Genomic DNA, 16,778 nt, shown 5'->3' with positions numbered 1-16,778 from the left:
AAGCCGCTACCGATCACCACAACAGCTGTGTAGCCCGGCCCCACAGTTGTGCGTGACGCGTCAAAAGTGGGCAGCGCGTGCGGTTCTCGGTTTCAGGTGTAAACCTCAGCGAAGACCCTGCACGCGTGCAGCACCCACCGTTCGTCATGCGGACGGCACATTGGCACCCGTTCACTGGCCTAAATTCAGATAACAACCCTCGAGGGGAGGCACATCATGACCACGCGCACAACGTCGAAGCTGCTGTTGACCGCGCTACTGATCTGGGCAAGCGCGCCCGTTCTGGAGGGCAACTTTGCGCTGGCGGCATCCGAGTCGACAGGATCAGGTCTGCCACCGGGCATCGATCCGTCCTCGCCCGCCGGCGGCAATGGCAGTGACGCGCAGGGCTACGACAAAAAGCCGATTGCTCCCGCGCCAGCCGGTACGCAGCTAAAAGCTTCCGAACCTTCGTCATCTGGGGGCACTACAACCCCCAGGACCGAACGCAAGCATTCCGACCCTGATAAAAAAAACGAGGTTAAAAATCCGTAACGGGATGCAGCTTGTCCACTCCGACATTGGCTACGCTGCATGTCACTAAGGACGAGTCAGTACCCGCCAACCTTAACGTATGGGGAACATTGGCACCGTTAGTGCTTCAAAGCTTTTTATGAAGCTTTTGTGACAAGCGCGTGACGAGGCGTCATCACTGCGCATCTCACAGCGTGTACGGCGGAGGAACACCAATGAAAGAACGAGCCACAGTCATTTGCCGGCGGGACAATCAGATCCTTTACGTGCGCAAGCCCAAAGCCCGCTGGACATTGCCTGGCGGTAAGGTCGAGCCCAACGAATCTCCAGCCCAGGCAGCGGCCCGTGAACTGCGCGAAGAAACCGGCCTGATACTGCAGGAACTGGCTTACGTCACGCGTTTCGAGGGCGACAGCGTGGTGCATCACGTGTTCGAAGTGTCAGTCACCTTCATGGCCACGCCGATGCCGAAAAACGAAATAGCCGATTGCCGCTGGTTCACCGCCAAAGAACTCAACGACCTGAAGGTCAACCCTTCGGTGAAGTCCATCGTCAAAGCATTCCTCGACAATGCGATCGCCTAATCGGCGCTGACGCTGAATCTGGAAACTCCGCCCTTGATCAGTTGCTTCTGTCATCGGCATTGGGGTATCGGGGCTGTACCGTCGCCCCGGCTGGCGTGTTTATGCCGAAATGGCGTCGGGTTGAGCGCAGTTTCAGGCACAGCCTTCATGGCCCTGCCCGCTTTGGTGATCACTCAGCGCAAGCCAAAACCCAGCCGTTTCAATTCATCCACCAGCTCTTCGCGACCATGAAGGTTTGCCACGCTGCGCAACCGGGCAATGACCTGCTCTGACCAACCCGCGGCTTTCAGCCCTTCCCGGCTATAGAACGCGCCGAGACGACTGTCGTACTGCTCGATCGCTGCAAATTCGGTTTGTGCAGAGTAAGTTTCGTGATGCAGCACGGCAGCCTGGGGCAGACGCGGTTTAACCTGCGCAGGACGTTCCAGCGAGGGATAGCCCACGCACAGACCGAAGACCGGATAGACCTGAGGCGGCAACTCAAGCTCCTTCGCCACGGCCTCGATGTCATTACGAATCGCGCCGATATAGACGCTGCCAAGCCCCAGCGACTCCAGTGCCACGACCGCGTTCTGCGCCGCCAACGCCGCGTCGATGGTGCCCAGCAGCAGGCTTTCAAGATAGGGGACCGCTTCAAGCGCCACGCCTTCGCGTTCCGCCAAACGAGAAACCCTGGAAAGGTCGGCCAGCCAGACAAGGAAAAGCGGCGCCTGACGAATGTGCGCCTGATTCCCGGCAAAAGTCGCGAGGCGCGCCTTGCACTCCTGACTCTGAACCGCAACCACGCTCCAGACCTGCAGGTTCGACGAACTGGCGGCGGACTGCGCGGCCGCAACCAGCGCTTCGAGCGTTCCCTCTGGCAATGGTGCGTCGGTAAACGAGCGCACGCTGCGATGATCAAGCAAGTGGTCGAGGACTGGGCTCCAGTTGCCAGGCACCTGAATGTCCGCCTCGCCGTAGCGGGAGGCCAGCTTTTTTTGCGTCACATCGGTCATGAAGAGCATCCGGCATTATCAATTGAAGAAATCGGTTTGAGCCTCAGATCTGCCCGTTCCAGCGACGATGCGCCGGACGCGGCAAGCCCAAATGCTCACGCAGGGTAGCCCCGCTGTATTCGTGACGAAACACCCCGCGCTGACGCAGGATCGGCAGAACGCCACTGATGAATGAGTCCAGACCTTCGGGGAAATGCGGCGGCATGAGGTTGAAACCATCGGCAGCCTCACCCTCGAACCAGGCAATCATCTCGTCCGCGACCTGCGCCGGGGTGCCCACGACGATCTTATGCCCCCGTGCGCCAGCCACCAGATTACAGATTTGGCGCAAGGTCAGGCCGTCACGGTGGCTCATGTCGAGCAACAGCCTGGCGCGGCTTTTCATGTTTTCCGGCAGCGGCAGGTCGGGCAGCGGCTGATCCAGGTCGAACCCGCTCACGTCCTGCCCCAAGCGCTCGCCCACCAGAGTCAGCGCGTTATCGATATTCGTCCACTGCTGCAGACGCTCGAAATTATCCTGCGCTTCGGCGGCGCTGGCGCCCAGGATCGGCATAATGCCAGGCATGACTAGGCAGTGCTCAGGCTTGCGCCCCTGCGCCATCACCTGACGCTTGAGGTCACCGTAGAACTGCCGGGCCGTCTCGATATCCTGCTGGGCGGTGAACACCACCTCGGCAATCCGCGCGGCCAGGCTCATGCCCGGCCCGCTCGATCCGGCCTGAATCAATACCGGATGGCCCTGAGGACTGCGGGTCAGATTCAATGGACCGTCAATGCTGAAATGCTTACCCCTGTGATCCAGCCGGTGCATTTTGTCGGCATCCAGATAGACACCTGACTCGGCATCGCGCACATAGGCCTCGTCATCGAAGCTGTCCCACAAGCCCCTCACCACGTCGACGAACTCCTCAGCCACTTCGTAGCGCAGATCGTGATTGGGATGGGTGGCGCGGGAGAAATTCGCGGCGCTGTCGTAACCGGTGGTGACGACGTTCCAGGCGGCTCGGCCAGCGGAAATATGGTCCAGGGTGCCGAACTGGCGCGCGACGCTGTACGGCTCGCCGTACGTTGTGGACGCAGTGGCCGCAAGCCCGATTTTGTCCGTGATCGACGCCAGTGAACCGAGCAAGGTCAACGGCTCGAAACGCACGATCATCGAAGGATGCTCCTGCGGGCTGGTCACCAGCTTGTCACCGAAGAACACCATGTCCAGGCACGCTTGCTCGGCAGCCAGGGTCAGCTGTTTGATCAACGCGAAGTTTTCGCTGCCGCTTTGGGCACCTGGGTACCGCCAGCCGCTGGCATGATGGCCGGCGGCCTGGATGAACAGCCCAAGGCGCATGTGTTGAAGAGTCTGACTCATGAAGATCTCGAGTACCTGATCGTCGCGCGTCGCTCACAGCACGCATCCAGCATCGGGACGCTGCCATCGCACGCGACGATCTAACGTTAGATGAAACAGTTATTAAAAGTATTCATTAAATACGTAATTATAATAAATATTTTTCATGCGAAACGTCTAGCGCAGGTGCTCTGCTGATGCCTGATTAGGAACTTCTGCCCTGGCACTGTCCACGCGAGCGGCAAGCAAATCACTTCTGATTCATCAACGTGTCCGCATCGGCGGACGTTGAGTCCAGCTCCAGCAGCCATTACTCCGCTGTCAGGACCTGTCCAGCTGTCATGTGGATGGATTTGACCATCGCCTGACCTTCGTCTTGCACTCGGAATGATCATGCCTGTCGCTGTAGCAACCCCGTCAATTTCTCCAATGCCTGCCCAGGACAGGGCAAGGCCGAGGCCGACCTCTTACTCTTTCTCGAGTAACACCCGGCCGGTAATCGTTGTTTGCACGTATAAGCTTATGTTTATTGGATATTTATAGCGCAGTGCCAGGACTGGATACCCTGACGGCCCTCCCGTTCATGAAGCGTCAATAATGCACATTCAATTCAAGGCAACGCTATGGGTTGCCGCAGTCCATCTGGCAGTTCTGTGTGTGAGCACAGCGCAGGCCGCGGCGCAATATCCGCAGACCATTCGGGTCGGCTACCAGAAAGGCAACAGCCTGGTGGTGCTGAAAAATCGCGGGACGCTGGAAAAGGCCCTCGCCGACCATGGCGTCAAAGTGGTTTGGCAAGAGTTCGCTTTCGGCCCGCCACTGGTCGAAGGCATCAACAGCGGTGACATCGACATCGGCTTCGTTGGCGCGACGCCGCCCGTCTTCGCACAGGCTGGCGCCGGCCCCGATGTGACGTATGTGGGTTATAGCGAACCCTATCAAGACAACTACGCGATCCTCGTCCCCAAGGATTCCACGGCAAAATCCCTGGCAGATCTGCGCGGCAAGCGCATCGCTGTGGCCAAGGGTTCAGCGGGCCAATACTTGCTGATTGCTGCACTGGAGCAGGCGAACCTGAAACTCGGCGATGTAGAAGAGGCGTATTTGGGCTATAGCGAGGGTCGTGCTGCGTTCGAGCGCGGGGACGTTGCAGCATGGGTGGTACCGGACCCACGCCTGGCGGATACCGAGCAGTCAAGTGGCGCCCGCCCTTTGATCACCGCCCGCAGCTTGCCGACCCAGTACAGCTTCTACATAGCGCCAAGGCCCTTCGCCAAGCGCTATCCGGAAACGCTCGCCACCGTGTTGCGTGAACTCGACAGCACCGAGCGATATGCCCAGACTCATCAGCAGGAAGTGGCGAAACTGTTGAGCGACGACACCAAGGTGCCGGTGCCGGTATGGATTCAGTCCCTGGCCCGGCAGCCCTGGGGCGTGCACTTTCCGCTCACCAGCAAGGTGATCGCCTCCCAGCAACAGGTGGCTGATACGTTCTACCGCAACCAGTTACTTCCCAAGGCCGTGCATGTCGCCGATGCAGTCGTCGATCTGGAGCACCCGCAATGAGTCGGCAACTGCATCTTGGCGCCTTCCTCATGGGTATCGGCCACCACGCCAGCGCCTGGCGTCTGCCTGATGCCGAGCCCTCTCAGCTGACCAGCCCCGCCTACTACAAAGCTTTGGCTCAGACCGCCGAGCGGGGCAAGTTCGACTATCTGTTTTTCGCCGACCGACTGGCACTGTCCGACCGTTACGGCGACAACCTGGAAGCCAGCCTGCGCTATCTGAGCAGCTCTCGGCTTGACCCGGTGGCGTTGCTGGGTCTGCTGGCGGGCGCGACTTCGCACATCGGCCTCGCGGCTACCGCCTCCACTACCTTCAATCACCCTTTTACCCTGGCACGCACCTTCGCCACACTCGACCACTTGAGTGAGGGGCGAGTCGGTTGGAACATCGTCACTTCCACCAACGACGGCGAAGCGCTGAACTACAGCGCCGAGCCGATCCTTGAGCATGAGCTGCGCTACCGCCGCGCCCGGGAATTCGTCGAGCTGGCGATTAAACTGTGGGACAGCTGGGAGGACGACCCATTCATTCACGATAAGGCCACCGGCGAATTTGCTCACCCGGATCGGGTTCATTATCTGAACCATCAAGGCGATTTTTTCAACGTTCGAGGGCCACTCAACGTTCCGCGCTCGCCCCAGGGCCGTCCGGTGCTTATCCAGGCAGGCTCCTCCGACACCGGCCAGGACTTTGCCGCGAGCGTCGCTGATGTGATCTTTACGGCACAACCGGATCTGCAAAAAGCCAAGGAGTTTTACCAGGCCGTCAACCAGCGCCTGCTCGCTCAGGGCCGACCGGCCGGCTCGTTGAAAATCATGCCGGGAGTCATGCCCTTCGTGGGTAAAAGCAAGGATGAAGCCCTGGCACGGTTTGCCGCGCTGGAAGAAAACGTACACCCTCTGGCCGGCCTGGCGCTGCTGTCAGACAGCATGAACCACGACCTGTCGATCTACCCGCTGGACGAGCCGTTGCCAGAGGTCAAAGACATTCGCGGCAATCAGAGCCGCTTCAAACTCGTGCAAGAACTGTCGCAGCGTGAAGGCCTCACCCTACGCCAGCTGGGAAAACGTTTCGGTGGCAGCCGTTCTCACCGGGTACTGGCAGGCACTGCGAGCGAAATAGCCGACGACCTCGAACAATGGTTCAGCGAACGGGCCTGCGATGGGTTCAACATCATGCCTCCCTATCTGCCGCACAGCCTCGATGACTTTGTCAGCGGCGTAGTGCCTGAGTTGCAGCGACGTGGACTGTTCCGCCGGGAATACACGGGACGTACATTGCGCGACCACCTGGGCCTGGCGCGGCCAGCGAGCGAGTCTGGATTGTGACGTAGGCCTTCGATCCTGCCGGCTCCTCTTCAACACCGAGACATTGTGATGACCGAGCGACAAGGAAGTATTGAGTTTTCAGGCCTGACGTGCCGACCGATCGAATCAGGTGATGCCGATATGATTTGTTCACACCGACAAGCGATGTTTCTTGAGGCCGGCGGGGATCCGGAAAAGCTAAGAGTGATGACTCAGCACTTTCGCCCCTGGCTCACGAAGCGACTGAATGATGGCCGGTACTACGGTTTCGTACTGTCCGATGCGCAACGGGCTGTTGCCGCCATCGGCCTGATGACCATCGACTGGCCGCCCCATCCTTCGCACCCGACCCTGGATCAGCGCGGTTACGTGCTGAATGTGTTCGTCGAGCCGGAATACCGCCGCCGTGGTTTGGCCTCAGCGCTAATGCAAACAGCTGACGCCGAGTTTGCTCGACGAGGCATCACCTTCGCCGTACTGCACGCGACCAAGGCTGGCAGACCCGTATACGAACAAATTGGCTGGCTGGGAACCTCGGAAATGGCCAAGGTCATCTCTTGAAGCGGCCTTTCCGGGCCCAGACGCCTTTAGCGCCCACGTTTCGCTGGCGACCTGGCGGGTAAGTCCCGCCGATTGCTTCGTTTTCAATGCGATAAAACGACGACAACGAGGGCTGCGTGTCGAGATCGATCAGTAGGGTTCGTATGTTTGAGTCGGCGCAGAATGTGCCAGGATTTGCGGTAACCGTCGTTTTGCCGGGCCGCCTTTGGTCGAGCTAATCGACGCGATTTTCATGATGCTTGCCTCTGAATCGATTGATTAAGAGACAGCGGGTTGAGAAATGTATCTTCGATGCAGCCGAGCAGCTATGGAAGCTGATGGAAAATCCAACAAAACGCGTGCTCGACCTTGAAATGTTTGGCTCCACGACCTGGACTCGAACCAGGGACCCAGTGATTAACAGTCACTTGCTCTACCAACTGAGCTATCGCGGAATGCGAGCTATCTTACTGATTGAAAAAGAGAAGTCAAGCAACCGAACAAAAAATCTTCTGTTTCATCAGCGACGCTGCTGCCCCAAGTCGTGAAGGTACAAAGGCGTGAGAGCAAGCACCGCAAAGTGAACCAACACCTTCCGCGTCCGGTCCATCCTCAACACCAAATGTTCAGGACAACGCAATGCTCAGCGATTGGGAAATGTGTATTCGACTGTTGCTGGCTGCATTGCTCGGCAGCCTGATCGGCCTTGAACGTGAGCGGCTGTTATGGGCGGCCGGGCTGCGTACCCACATGCTGGTGTGCGTGGGTTCATGTTTGCTGATGATCGTCTCAGCCTTCGGTTTCAACGATGCGCTGCAAATGGCTCACACCGAACTCGACCCTTCGCGGGTAGCCGCGCAAGTGGTGTCGGGCATCGGTTTTCTCGGTGCAGGCTCGATTCTGCTGCGCGGCGAGGTGATCCGGGGGCTGACCACTGCCGCGAGTCTGTGGACCGTGGCGGCAATCGGCCTGGCGGTAGGCGGAGGCCTATATGCGGTCGGCGCTGCCGCCACCTTCATCATCCTGGTGATTCTGGTCGCGATCAAACCCATGGAGCGGGTATACCGCAACCGGATCAAGGTGCACGTACTGAAGCTGGTGGCGCCGTCGCACATTCTGACCATGGGCAAGCTCAACGATGTGATGGGCAACCGTTCGAGCAAGGTCAAGCAGTTCATCGTCGAGAAAGGCAGCCACGAAGACACCGACAACATCACTATCGAACTGGTGAATACTTCAGGCGCGCAGGCGAAGGAGATACTCGCGCAATTGCTGACGATCGACGGCGTGCACGAGGATCAAGCGGGTCAGTGATCATTCTGCGCAGGTGCTGGCTTGCGTATCGGCCGGGCCGTCGAGCAACGTGACTATCCACTCGATTTGTCGTGCCATCTCTTGCAGTTTCTCTTGGGGCACAGCCCGCCGTGCGCGGGAGAAATTGGTCAAGGTCCGTTTCTTCAGACTCAACAGACGCTGCCACTTGAGCAGGAACGCCGGGCTACGGGCTTGCATATGTAGCGGGCCAAAATACAGTTGCTCGGCGGTGTACGGCACAGGTCCCGTGCGCTCGGCGACAATGATCTCGTAGTCGAAGCGCTTCTCGCGCAGCATTTCCTCGCAAAGGATGCGGTAATCATTGTTCATCAACCAGTGGCGCAAGGGCTGTTCGCCGCCGTTGGGCTGCAGGATCAGACGCTCCTGACCGGTCAAATGCGCCTTGCCGCTGTCGAGGATGTCGCGAATCGTCTTGCCGCCCATGCCGCAAACGCTGATCGCCGTGATCCGGTCGGGCGGTTCGATCGCCGCGAGTCCATTGGCCAGACGCACAGTGATCTGTCGACCGAAGCCATTCTCATGCACCGTGCGCACAGCCGACTGGAATGGCGTCACTGCCACTTCCCCAGCTACCGCTGCCTCAATGAGGCCGCGACGCATCAGCGCGACCGGCAAATAGCCGTGATCCGAACCTATATCCGCCAGTCGCGCCCCCATCGGCACATGGGCCGCCACGCGCTCCAGGCGCATGGACAATGTTTGTTCGTTCAACTGCTGCCCCAATTCACTTCAACCTTCCGGCAAGTGGCTGCCAGATCGGGGCGCGATTCTGTGGGACAACGCGAGGCTTTTCAAATGCTACCGCAACAATGCACCTGTTTTGACGACTGCGTCAGGCGGATTGATCGACGACCCTGATTTCAGTCAGCCCATCGCGCTTGGCCTGCTCCAGAATTTCTTCCGGCGACGCTTCGCCATTGGGCATGATCAAGCTGTTCTCGGCATCGCCGAAATGCAGCTGGAGCAGGTGCATGGCCGCCTCATGCACGGGCAGCTGCGGCTGTTTGAGTTCGAAGCGATGCGTCCGCGGTTCGTCGTTGAACAGGTACTCGAGGGTGTAGGTGCGCATGATGATTCCTTGGGAGAGAAAATGCCGATGACTATCCTGACTTACCAGTCAGTTTTTAGTTCAGCTTTTTCCCCTTTCAAAGCTCAGCGAGCTTCGTAATGAAACTCTGACTCGTCAGCTCACGTCGCACCGCCCAGCCCGGGTCCACCAGTTGCTACGAACCGCATGGCAGCTTTGCCGGATATGCGAGCTATTTCCCAGCCTTTTGTAGGATTGCTGAATAAATCCCAAATTTCCTGCCCTAGGCCCTGCCTACCGCCGGCGATAAAACATCGGATAGCCAAGCGACGTGATTTTCGATTGACCAGAGGGCCGCCATACAACTGTCGTCCGACTTATGCGACAATGCGCGCAAATTCCGGTTTGATTCCGCGTCAAGTTTCTCAGCAGCTCCGCCATGAAGCGTGGACGCTGCTGTTTATGTATGCGCGCAGGATTGACTCAAGTTCAGATTGGTATCAAATCGGTATCAGCTCAAACCGGCGCTCCGTAAGTTATTGATAGGTAAGCCCTTTGATTTCCACAGCTAATATTACGATGCAGTTTGGCGCCAAGCCGCTGTTCGAGAACGTCTCGGTCAAATTCAACAACGGCAATCGCTATGGCCTCATCGGCGCAAATGGCTGTGGCAAATCCACTTTCATGAAGATTCTGGGTGGTGACCTGGAGCCTTCTGGTGGCCAGGTCATGCTCGAGCCGAACGTGCGCCTGGGCAAGCTGCGCCAGGATCAGTTCGCCTATGAAGAATTCACCGTGATCGACACGGTGATCATGGGTCACGAAGAGCTGTGGAAGGTCAAGGCCGAGCGCGACCGTATCTACTCACTGCCGGAAATGAGCGAGGACGACGGCATGGCCGTTGCCGAACTGGAAACCGAATTCGCCGAAATGGACGGTTACACTGCAGAATCCCGCGCTGGCGAGCTGCTGCTGGGTCTGGGCATTGCGCTGGAACAGCATTTCGGCCCGATGACTGAAGTCGCGCCGGGCTGGAAACTGCGTGTGCTGCTGGCTCAGGCGCTGTTTTCCGATCCGGAAGTGTTGCTGCTCGACGAACCGACCAACCACCTGGATATCAATACCATTCGCTGGCTGGAAACCATTCTCACGGCGCGTAACAGCACCATGATCATCATTTCCCACGACCGGCACTTCCTCAACAGCGTCTGCACCCACATGGCCGACCTGGATTACGGCGAGCTACGCCTGTTCCCGGGCAACTACGACGAGTACATGACCGCGGCGACCCAGTCCCGGGAGCAATTGCTGTCGGACAACGCCAAGAAGAAAGCACAGATCGCCGAACTGCAGACCTTCGTCAGCCGCTTCTCGGCCAACGCCTCGAAAGCCAAGCAGGCCACCTCTCGCGCCAAGCAGATCGACAAGATCCAGTTGGCCGAGGTCAAGCCATCGAGCCGCGTCAGCCCGTTCATTCGTTTCGAGCAGACCAAAAAGCTGCACCGCCAGGCTGTGACCATCGAGCAGATGTCCAAGGGCTTCGACGGCAAGACGCTGTTCAAGAACTTCAGCTTCACCGTCGAAGCTGGCGAGCGCGTGGCAATCATCGGCCCGAACGGGATCGGCAAGACGACTCTGTTGCGCACGCTGATGGGTGAGTTGACCCCGGACGCAGGCTCGGTGAAGTGGACCGAGAGCGCGGAACTGGGCTACTACGCTCAGGACCACGCCCATGACTTCGAAGACGATGTCAGCCTGTTCGACTGGATGGGCCAGTGGACTCAGGGCGAGCAAATCATCCGTGGCACCCTGGGTCGCATGCTGTTCTCCAACGACGAAATCCTCAAGTCGGTGAAGGTCATCTCCGGTGGTGAGCAAGGCCGCATGCTGTTCGGCAAGCTGATCCTGCAAAAACCGAACGTGCTGGTGATGGACGAACCGACCAACCACCTGGACATGGAATCGATCGAAGCGCTCAACCTGGCGCTGGAGAACTACCCGGGCACGCTGATTTTCGTCAGTCACGACCGCGAGTTCGTATCGTCTTTGGCCACCCGAATCATCGAGCTGAGCCCGAACGGCGTCACCGACTTCAGCGGCACGTACGACGATTACCTGCGCAGTCAAGGCGTGGTGTTGTAAGCACGACTGCGCAATAGCTCAAAGCCCCGTCCTGTTGACGGGGCTTTTTGTTTTCGGTGCCTGATGCCAGCAAATTCATGCCCAATGCACTCAAGCCGTTTGACACCCGGCCGGCACTCCCCGAAGCTGCTGCCCACGCAGAAACGGAAATCGGTATGTCAAAAGCGTCTTTGCAGAACTCCCCAGCGCAACCCAAAGCACGTCGCCGCAGGGAGATCGCGATCGCCGCGATCGTGGTGCTGGCGTTGCTCGGGCTGGGATTACTGGTACGTGCCTGGCATGCCCCGCCCGCCGCGCCAGTCGTCAATCACAGCTATGCCGAGGCATTGGAGCAGGCCCATAACGGCAAGCCAGGTGCCGCACGTGTGCTCTACCAGCAATTCACTCGCACCGATCTCTCGGACATTCGCCGCGCCGGCCTGCTGGCCGAACTGAGCAACTACCCCAGCGCGCAGGCGCTGAAAATTCTCGACGGCGACCTTAAACGCCCTGCTCCCCTGGTGCAGCAAGCCGCGATCGACACGGTGCTCGCCATCGTCCCGGAAGCGCAACGCAGCGTGCTGATCGGCCCGCTGCTGGACGATCCCGATCAAGGCGTACGCTTCAGCGCGGTCCGCGCGTTGCTGGACCTGTCCCCCGATGACGTCGGACTGTATTACGGCCCACTCCAGGACGCCGCCGCGCAATATGAAAGCACCCTGGCCTCGCAACCACCCAGCGGGCAGAGCCAACTAGAGCTGGCAAGGCTATTTGTCAACCGCTCCGATACCCGCAAGGCCGCCGATGCGCTGGACCTGGCCCTGAAATTGGAGCCCAACAACATTCCGGCCGGGCTCGCCCAGGTGCAACTGCTGGATCAACAGGGCCAGACCGATCGCTCACGCCAACAGCTAGCCCAACTGCTGGAAAAACATCCCCAATCTTCGTTGCTGCAACACGCGCTTGGCATGTGGTTGCTGCACCACCAGCAGAATGAATACGCGTTACTGGCGCTGGCCAAGGCCGTGGAGTTGGAGCCTGAGAATACGGCTTACCGTTATGATCTGGCCGTCGCCCTGCACGACCTTCAGCAACTTGAGCCAGCGCAACGCCAACTGGAAGATATCCTGCAACGACAGCCTGCCAATCGCAGCGCCCGCATCCTGCTCATCAATTACTGGAAGCAAGCCGGACAGCTGCAGAAAGTGCAGGTTTTGCTCGCGGAGCTGGAACAGCTGAACCCGGATGATCCTGCCTTGCAACAAGGGCTGTAGAGACCGGGAACAGTGGCGTACAGCGCAGATCGATAGTTTCCGCGCGACGCCTAGTTTGAGAAATTACTTACAAGGGCTTGCGCCCGCCACGGCATTTTTTGTCAGACGTGTTTATCTCGGCCTGCATGTTTCATATAACAAATGCCCCTCACCTATTTTCCATCTCGTAAAAAACGTGCATTATTTGTCCCGTAGCGAATCACAACTACCCCCACCATCGACGTGAAGCTGACAGCACGACGTTAGTTTCCACCGCGATGTCAATGTCAAGGCGCAGAGGGGTAGTGACAAAATGAGCACAAGGCCTTCTATTTGCGTCTATGTTGCTTGCGTTGGGCTGACAACAGCCATTCACCGCCGGAGTACTATATTTGTCCAGACTTGCCGAGTTTCGCGCAGCAGAAAAAGCCCTTCAGGAACAGCTGGCCCAGCTGGAGAATCTGAAGAATGATGCCGGACTGAAAAAGGAGATCGAATTCGAGCAGAAACTCCAGGCACTGATGAGCACATACGACAAGAGTCTGCGTGACATCATCGCCATCCTCGATCCTAACCCGTCGACCGCAACCGCAGCCCCGGCAGGCCCAAAACGCCGCCGGGCGCGGGTGGTCAAGGTTTATCACAACCCACACACTGGCGAACTGATCGAGACCAAGGGCGGCAATCATCGCGGCCTGAAATCATGGAAAGAGCAATACGGTGCTGAAACCGTTGATTCCTGGCTGCGAGGCTGATCGCTCGCCTTGCAATACCAGAGTCTTATAAAAAAGCCCCTACTACAGGGGTTTTTTATAAGCGTATTTACCCCCGCATTATTCGCGCAGCATTTTATCGGAAATTGGATTTCGCCACTGCCCCGCCGAACAAGCAAGGCATTCAAGTTCATACCGTTCCCAAGGGTCGACGATCCTGTATACCCGGCCCTGCAACTAGAGCCCCCGCAGCACATCAAATCAATACAAAGCAGTAACGAGTTCGCGTTATTATTCACATTGACAGCACGCCCCGGACTAAACTCTCGTGGCTCGTTGAACCGACGAACAGCCGCTAAAAAAGTGCCCGTAACTGGCCTGCCGCGAAGTTCTTCACATTTTTTTCACACGCACTTCTACAGGATGAAGACTGCTAAAGGATTAGCGCCCCATGCCCGCTTCGGCGGGCTTCTTTATGTCCGGTGACTCATGCTCAAGGCGCTGTATTCAGATGCAGGCTGTTCCTAATGCGCAGGACTTCAGCCTTATTGGCGGCGTATCCGTCGGCCGAACCCGCATAGGACAGCGACCAGGCCATCTCATCGTTGGCCGCCGCGACCAGCGTCTGGGTCATCACGTGGGCGCCGTTCTGCGTGATCGTGCAGGTGGTTTCCATCGCAGGAATCTCGCTCAACGTGCTCTCCTTCATCTTCGTGCAAACGCTCTGAAATCCGCCGCGCACGAAATTGATCTGCACCGCTTTTCGCATTTCCAGCAGGACACTCTGCACATTGACGTCATGACCGGGCTGTAAGCGCGTTTGAGTCAGCTCCACGACCATCGCCGGGTCGCCGTTTTCATCGTTCTTCACTGCCCTCTGCCGGACCTGCACCGAAGGACGATCAGGGGCAGGCTGTGACTGCGGCAAGGTCTCGACTTCCCAGTCGCCGGGCCAGACGATCATTGCATCTGCAGCCGCTGCCGGGTTCAGGCCAAGCGCCAGGCAGACGCCTGCCAGAGAGAAACTGCGTAACGAGAAAACCATGTCCGATACCTGAACGTCGAGCCGGAAAGTGTGAGCCACGCAGACCCCGCCCACAAGAGCTGCGGGACAGGTTCTACACTTTCGGGTTTGGCTCGGGCGCGCCGTCCCGTATCATGGCGCAACATTTTCACGATTACCCGGAGTCACCATGAGTCTGCACGAACTGAACACCCTCCCAGGCGTCACTGCACAGCCGGACGCCGTCACTGCCCAATTCGTGTTCAACCACACCATGTTGCGGGTCAAGGACGTCACCGCCTCGCTGGACTTCTACACCCGCGTGCTCGGCTTCAGCCTGGTAGAGAAACGCGATTTCCCTGAAGCCGAATTCAGCCTGTACTTCCTGGCACTGGTGGACAAGGCGCAGATTCCAGCTGACGACGCCGCGCGCACGGTCTGGATGAAAGGCATTCCCGGCATTCTCGAGCTGACTCATAACCACGGCACCGAAAAAGACCCGGCCTTTGCCTACCACAGCGGCAACAGCGACCCACGCGGTTTTGGTCACATCTGTGTGTCGGTGCCCGACGTGCATGTCGCCTGCGCGCGCTTTGAAGAGCTGGGTGTGGACTTCCAGAAACGCCTGAGCGATGGGCGCATGAACAGCCTGGCCTTCATCAAGGACCCGGATGGCTACTGGGTCGAGATCATTCAGCCAACGCCCGTCTGAAGAATCACTGGCGCCGGTAGCAGCAGCACGGCTTGGCGCCAGTAGCGATATCAAAGACGCCACTTCCAGCGAGCCGGACGGCTACTGAATTGAGGGCACGAAAAAAACCTCATGATCGCTCATGAGGTTTTTCGTTTCTACGCTAACTCAGCCCGGTATCACGCTGGAGCGCTGGTGCGGATCAGGTGATCGAATGCGCTGAGGGAGGCCTTGGCGCCCTCGCCTACGGCAATCACGATCTGCTTGTACGGCACAGTGGTCACGTCACCGGCGGCGAAGATGCCGGGGATCGAGGTTTCACCCCGGTTGTCGACAACGATCTCGCCACGCGGCGACAACTCGATGGTCCCCTTGAGCCACTCGGTGTTCGGCAGCAGACCGATCTGCACGAAGATACCTTCCAGCTCGACGTTGATTTCTTCGCTGGTAATGCGGTTCTTGTAGCGCAGGCCGTTGACCTTCTGGCCGTCACCAGTCACTTCGCTGGTCAGGGCGCTGGTCAGCACGGTGACGTTCGGCAGGCTGTGCAGCTTGCGTTGCAGCACCGCGTCGGCACGCAGCGAGCTGTCGAATTCCAGCAGGGTCACGTGAGACACGATACCGGCCAGGTCGATCGCCGCTTCCACGCCAGAGTTACCGCCGCCGATCACCGCCACGCGCTTGCCCTTGAACAGCGGACCGTCACAGTGCGGGCAGTACGCCACGCCCTTGTTGCGGTATTGCTGCTCACCCGGAACGTTCATTTCGCGCCAGCGCGCACCTGTGGCCAGGATCACGGTCTTGGCTTTGAGCACACCGCCACTGGCGAACTTGACCTGATGCAGCGCGCCATCCTTGCCCGGAATCAGCTGATCACCGCGCTGCAGGTTCATAATATCGACTTCGTATTCCTTGACGTGTTCTTCAAGGGCGACGGCCAGTTTCGGACCTTCGGTGTGCTGCACCGAGATGAAGTTTTCGATGGCCATGGTGTCCAGCACCTGACCGCCGAAGCGCTCAGCTGCGACACCGGTGCGAATACCCTTGCGCGCCGCGTAGATCGCCGCCGCAGAGCCAGCCGGGCCACCGCCGACGACGAGCACGTCGAACGCTTCTTTGGCGTTGAGTTTCTCTGCCTGACGATCACCGGCGCTGGTGTCGATCTTGGCCAGAATCTCTTCCAGGTTCATGCGGCCCTGGGCGAACAGTTCGCCGTTCAGGTAGATGCTCGGCACCGACATGATCTGGCGGTCGGTCACTTCCTGCTGGAACAAGCTGCCTTCAATGGCGACATGTTGCACATTGGGGTTGAGCACAGCCAGCAGGTTCAACGCCTGGACCACGTCAGGGCAGTTCTGGCAGGTCAGGGAGAAATAGGTTTCAAATTTGAAATCACCGGTCAGGGAACGGGCCTGCTCGATGGTTTCCTCAGTGGCCTTGGATGGGTAGCCGCCGACTTGCAGCAGCGCCAGTACCAGCGACGTGAATTCGTGACCCATTGGCAGGCCGGCAAAACGCAGCTTGATGTCCTGGCCCGGGCTATTCAGGGCGAAGGACGGCGTGCGTGCATCCGAGCCATTGGTGTCGAGGGTGATCTGATTGGAGCTGCTGACGATGTCGTTGAGCAATGCCAGCATTTCCTGGGATTTTGCGCCGTCATCGAGGGACGCGACGATCTCGATCGGGCGAGTGATCCGCTCCAGGTACGATTTCAATTGAGCTTTAAGATTGGCGTCCAACATGATGGCTTTCCTTTTTACTTAACAGGTTCTGAAAAAAACAACGCCC

At 58.5% G+C, this 16,778-nt stretch carries 16 protein-coding genes, 1 tRNA gene and 1 pseudogene; 10 read left to right on the top strand and 8 right to left on the bottom strand.

The genetic code is table 11. The annotated features are described in order from the left end of the window. Positions 1-216: 216 nt before the first annotated feature. Both CE491_RS26065 and CE491_RS26060 read left to right on the top strand, forming a co-directional pair. Positions 217-534 carry a hypothetical protein gene (locus CE491_RS26065; RefSeq protein WP_110951212.1) on the top strand — a complete coding sequence of 106 codons (318 nt, stop codon included), beginning with the start codon at positions 217-219 and terminating at the stop codon, positions 532-534. Positions 535-728: 194 nt separating this feature from the next. Next, entirely contained in the window at positions 729-1,097 is a 369-nt protein-coding gene (locus tag CE491_RS26060) for an NUDIX hydrolase (RefSeq protein ID WP_110951211.1), read from the top strand. A 173-nt stretch (positions 1,098-1,270) separates the two neighbouring features. Here CE491_RS26060 and CE491_RS26055 read toward each other — a convergent pair whose 3' ends face one another. Continuing rightward, complete coding sequence (locus tag CE491_RS26055) at positions 1,271-2,092, bottom strand: NADPH-dependent oxidoreductase (protein ID WP_110951472.1); 822 nt, start codon at positions 2,090-2,092, stop codon at positions 1,271-1,273. A 43-nt stretch (positions 2,093-2,135) separates the two neighbouring features. Further along, positions 2,136-3,455 carry an LLM class flavin-dependent oxidoreductase gene (locus CE491_RS26050; protein WP_110951210.1) on the bottom strand — a complete coding sequence of 440 codons (1,320 nt, stop codon included), beginning with the start codon at positions 3,453-3,455 and terminating at the stop codon, positions 2,136-2,138. Positions 3,456-4,031: 576 nt separating this feature from the next. Between CE491_RS26050 and CE491_RS26045 the strand changes: the two genes are divergently transcribed. Genes CE491_RS26045 through CE491_RS26035 form a run of 3 tightly spaced genes read left to right on the top strand, consistent with a single transcriptional unit; the run spans position 4,032 to position 6,868 of the window. Next, on the top strand, positions 4,032-5,000 hold the full coding sequence (locus CE491_RS26045) for an aliphatic sulfonate ABC transporter substrate-binding protein (RefSeq protein WP_110951209.1): 969 nt from the start codon (positions 4,032-4,034) through the stop codon (positions 4,998-5,000). Continuing rightward, positions 4,997-6,328, top strand: a complete 1,332-nt coding sequence (locus CE491_RS26040) for an LLM class flavin-dependent oxidoreductase (protein ID WP_110951208.1) — start codon at positions 4,997-4,999, stop codon at positions 6,326-6,328. The genes CE491_RS26045 and CE491_RS26040 overlap by 4 nt, the downstream gene beginning before the upstream one ends. A 48-nt stretch (positions 6,329-6,376) precedes the next feature. Further along, on the top strand, positions 6,377-6,868 hold the full coding sequence (locus CE491_RS26035) for a GNAT family N-acetyltransferase (RefSeq protein ID WP_110951207.1): 492 nt from the start codon (positions 6,377-6,379) through the stop codon (positions 6,866-6,868). Positions 6,869-6,926: 58 nt separating this feature from the next. Here the strand turns inward: CE491_RS26035 and CE491_RS30890 are convergent. After that, positions 6,927-7,102, bottom strand: a pseudogene (locus CE491_RS30890) (ParA family protein); the annotation flags it as partial. A gap of 124 nt (positions 7,103-7,226) precedes the next feature. Next, positions 7,227-7,302 (bottom strand) — tRNA-Asn (locus CE491_RS26025). A 184-nt stretch (positions 7,303-7,486) separates the two neighbouring features. Between CE491_RS26025 and CE491_RS26020 the strand changes: the two genes are divergently transcribed. Next, positions 7,487-8,161 (top strand): MgtC/SapB family protein, encoded by a 675-nt coding sequence (locus CE491_RS26020; RefSeq protein WP_110951206.1) that lies wholly within the window; start codon positions 7,487-7,489, stop codon positions 8,159-8,161. Here CE491_RS26020 and CE491_RS26015 read toward each other — a convergent pair whose 3' ends face one another. Both CE491_RS26015 and CE491_RS26010 read right to left on the bottom strand, forming a co-directional pair. After that, complete coding sequence (locus CE491_RS26015) at positions 8,162-8,893, bottom strand: tRNA (adenine(22)-N(1))-methyltransferase (RefSeq protein ID WP_324881953.1); 732 nt, start codon at positions 8,891-8,893, stop codon at positions 8,162-8,164. Positions 8,894-9,014: 121 nt separating this feature from the next. Continuing rightward, positions 9,015-9,251, bottom strand: coding sequence for a hypothetical protein (locus CE491_RS26010; protein WP_110951205.1), 237 nt, complete (start codon positions 9,249-9,251; stop codon positions 9,015-9,017). Between the two features lie 513 nt (positions 9,252-9,764). Between CE491_RS26010 and CE491_RS26005 the strand changes: the two genes are divergently transcribed. The 3 genes from CE491_RS26005 (at position 9,765) to CE491_RS25995 (ending at position 13,338) form a co-directional block, all read left to right on the top strand. Further along, positions 9,765-11,351, top strand: a complete 1,587-nt coding sequence (locus CE491_RS26005) for an ABC-F family ATPase (RefSeq protein WP_110951204.1) — start codon at positions 9,765-9,767, stop codon at positions 11,349-11,351. 155 nt (positions 11,352-11,506) lie between these two features. Further along, complete coding sequence (locus CE491_RS26000; protein WP_199885256.1) at positions 11,507-12,604, top strand: tetratricopeptide repeat protein; 1,098 nt, start codon at positions 11,507-11,509, stop codon at positions 12,602-12,604. 371 nt (positions 12,605-12,975) lie between these two features. Then, complete coding sequence (locus tag CE491_RS25995; RefSeq protein WP_110951203.1) at positions 12,976-13,338, top strand: histone-like nucleoid-structuring protein, MvaT/MvaU family; 363 nt, start codon at positions 12,976-12,978, stop codon at positions 13,336-13,338. A 451-nt stretch (positions 13,339-13,789) separates the two neighbouring features. Here the strand turns inward: CE491_RS25995 and CE491_RS25990 are convergent, their stop codons facing one another. After that, positions 13,790-14,341, bottom strand: a complete 552-nt coding sequence (locus CE491_RS25990; RefSeq protein ID WP_110951202.1) for a DUF4946 domain-containing protein — start codon at positions 14,339-14,341, stop codon at positions 13,790-13,792. Between the two features lie 148 nt (positions 14,342-14,489). Here CE491_RS25990 and gloA point away from each other — a divergent pair, with 148 nt between their 5' ends. Then, positions 14,490-15,011 carry a lactoylglutathione lyase gene (gloA, locus tag CE491_RS25985; protein ID WP_110951201.1) on the top strand — a complete coding sequence of 174 codons (522 nt, stop codon included), beginning with the start codon at positions 14,490-14,492 and terminating at the stop codon, positions 15,009-15,011. 158 nt (positions 15,012-15,169) lie between these two features. Here gloA and ahpF read toward each other — a convergent pair whose 3' ends face one another. Then, positions 15,170-16,732 carry an alkyl hydroperoxide reductase subunit F gene (gene ahpF / locus CE491_RS25980; protein WP_110951200.1) on the bottom strand — a complete coding sequence of 521 codons (1,563 nt, stop codon included), beginning with the start codon at positions 16,730-16,732 and terminating at the stop codon, positions 15,170-15,172. Positions 16,733-16,778 lie beyond the last annotated feature (46 nt).

Source organism: Pseudomonas bohemica, from assembly GCF_002934685.1.
Taxonomy (GTDB): domain Bacteria; phylum Pseudomonadota; class Gammaproteobacteria; order Pseudomonadales; family Pseudomonadaceae; genus Aquipseudomonas; species Aquipseudomonas bohemica.
This window is presented reverse-complemented; position numbering and strand designations above follow the sequence as displayed.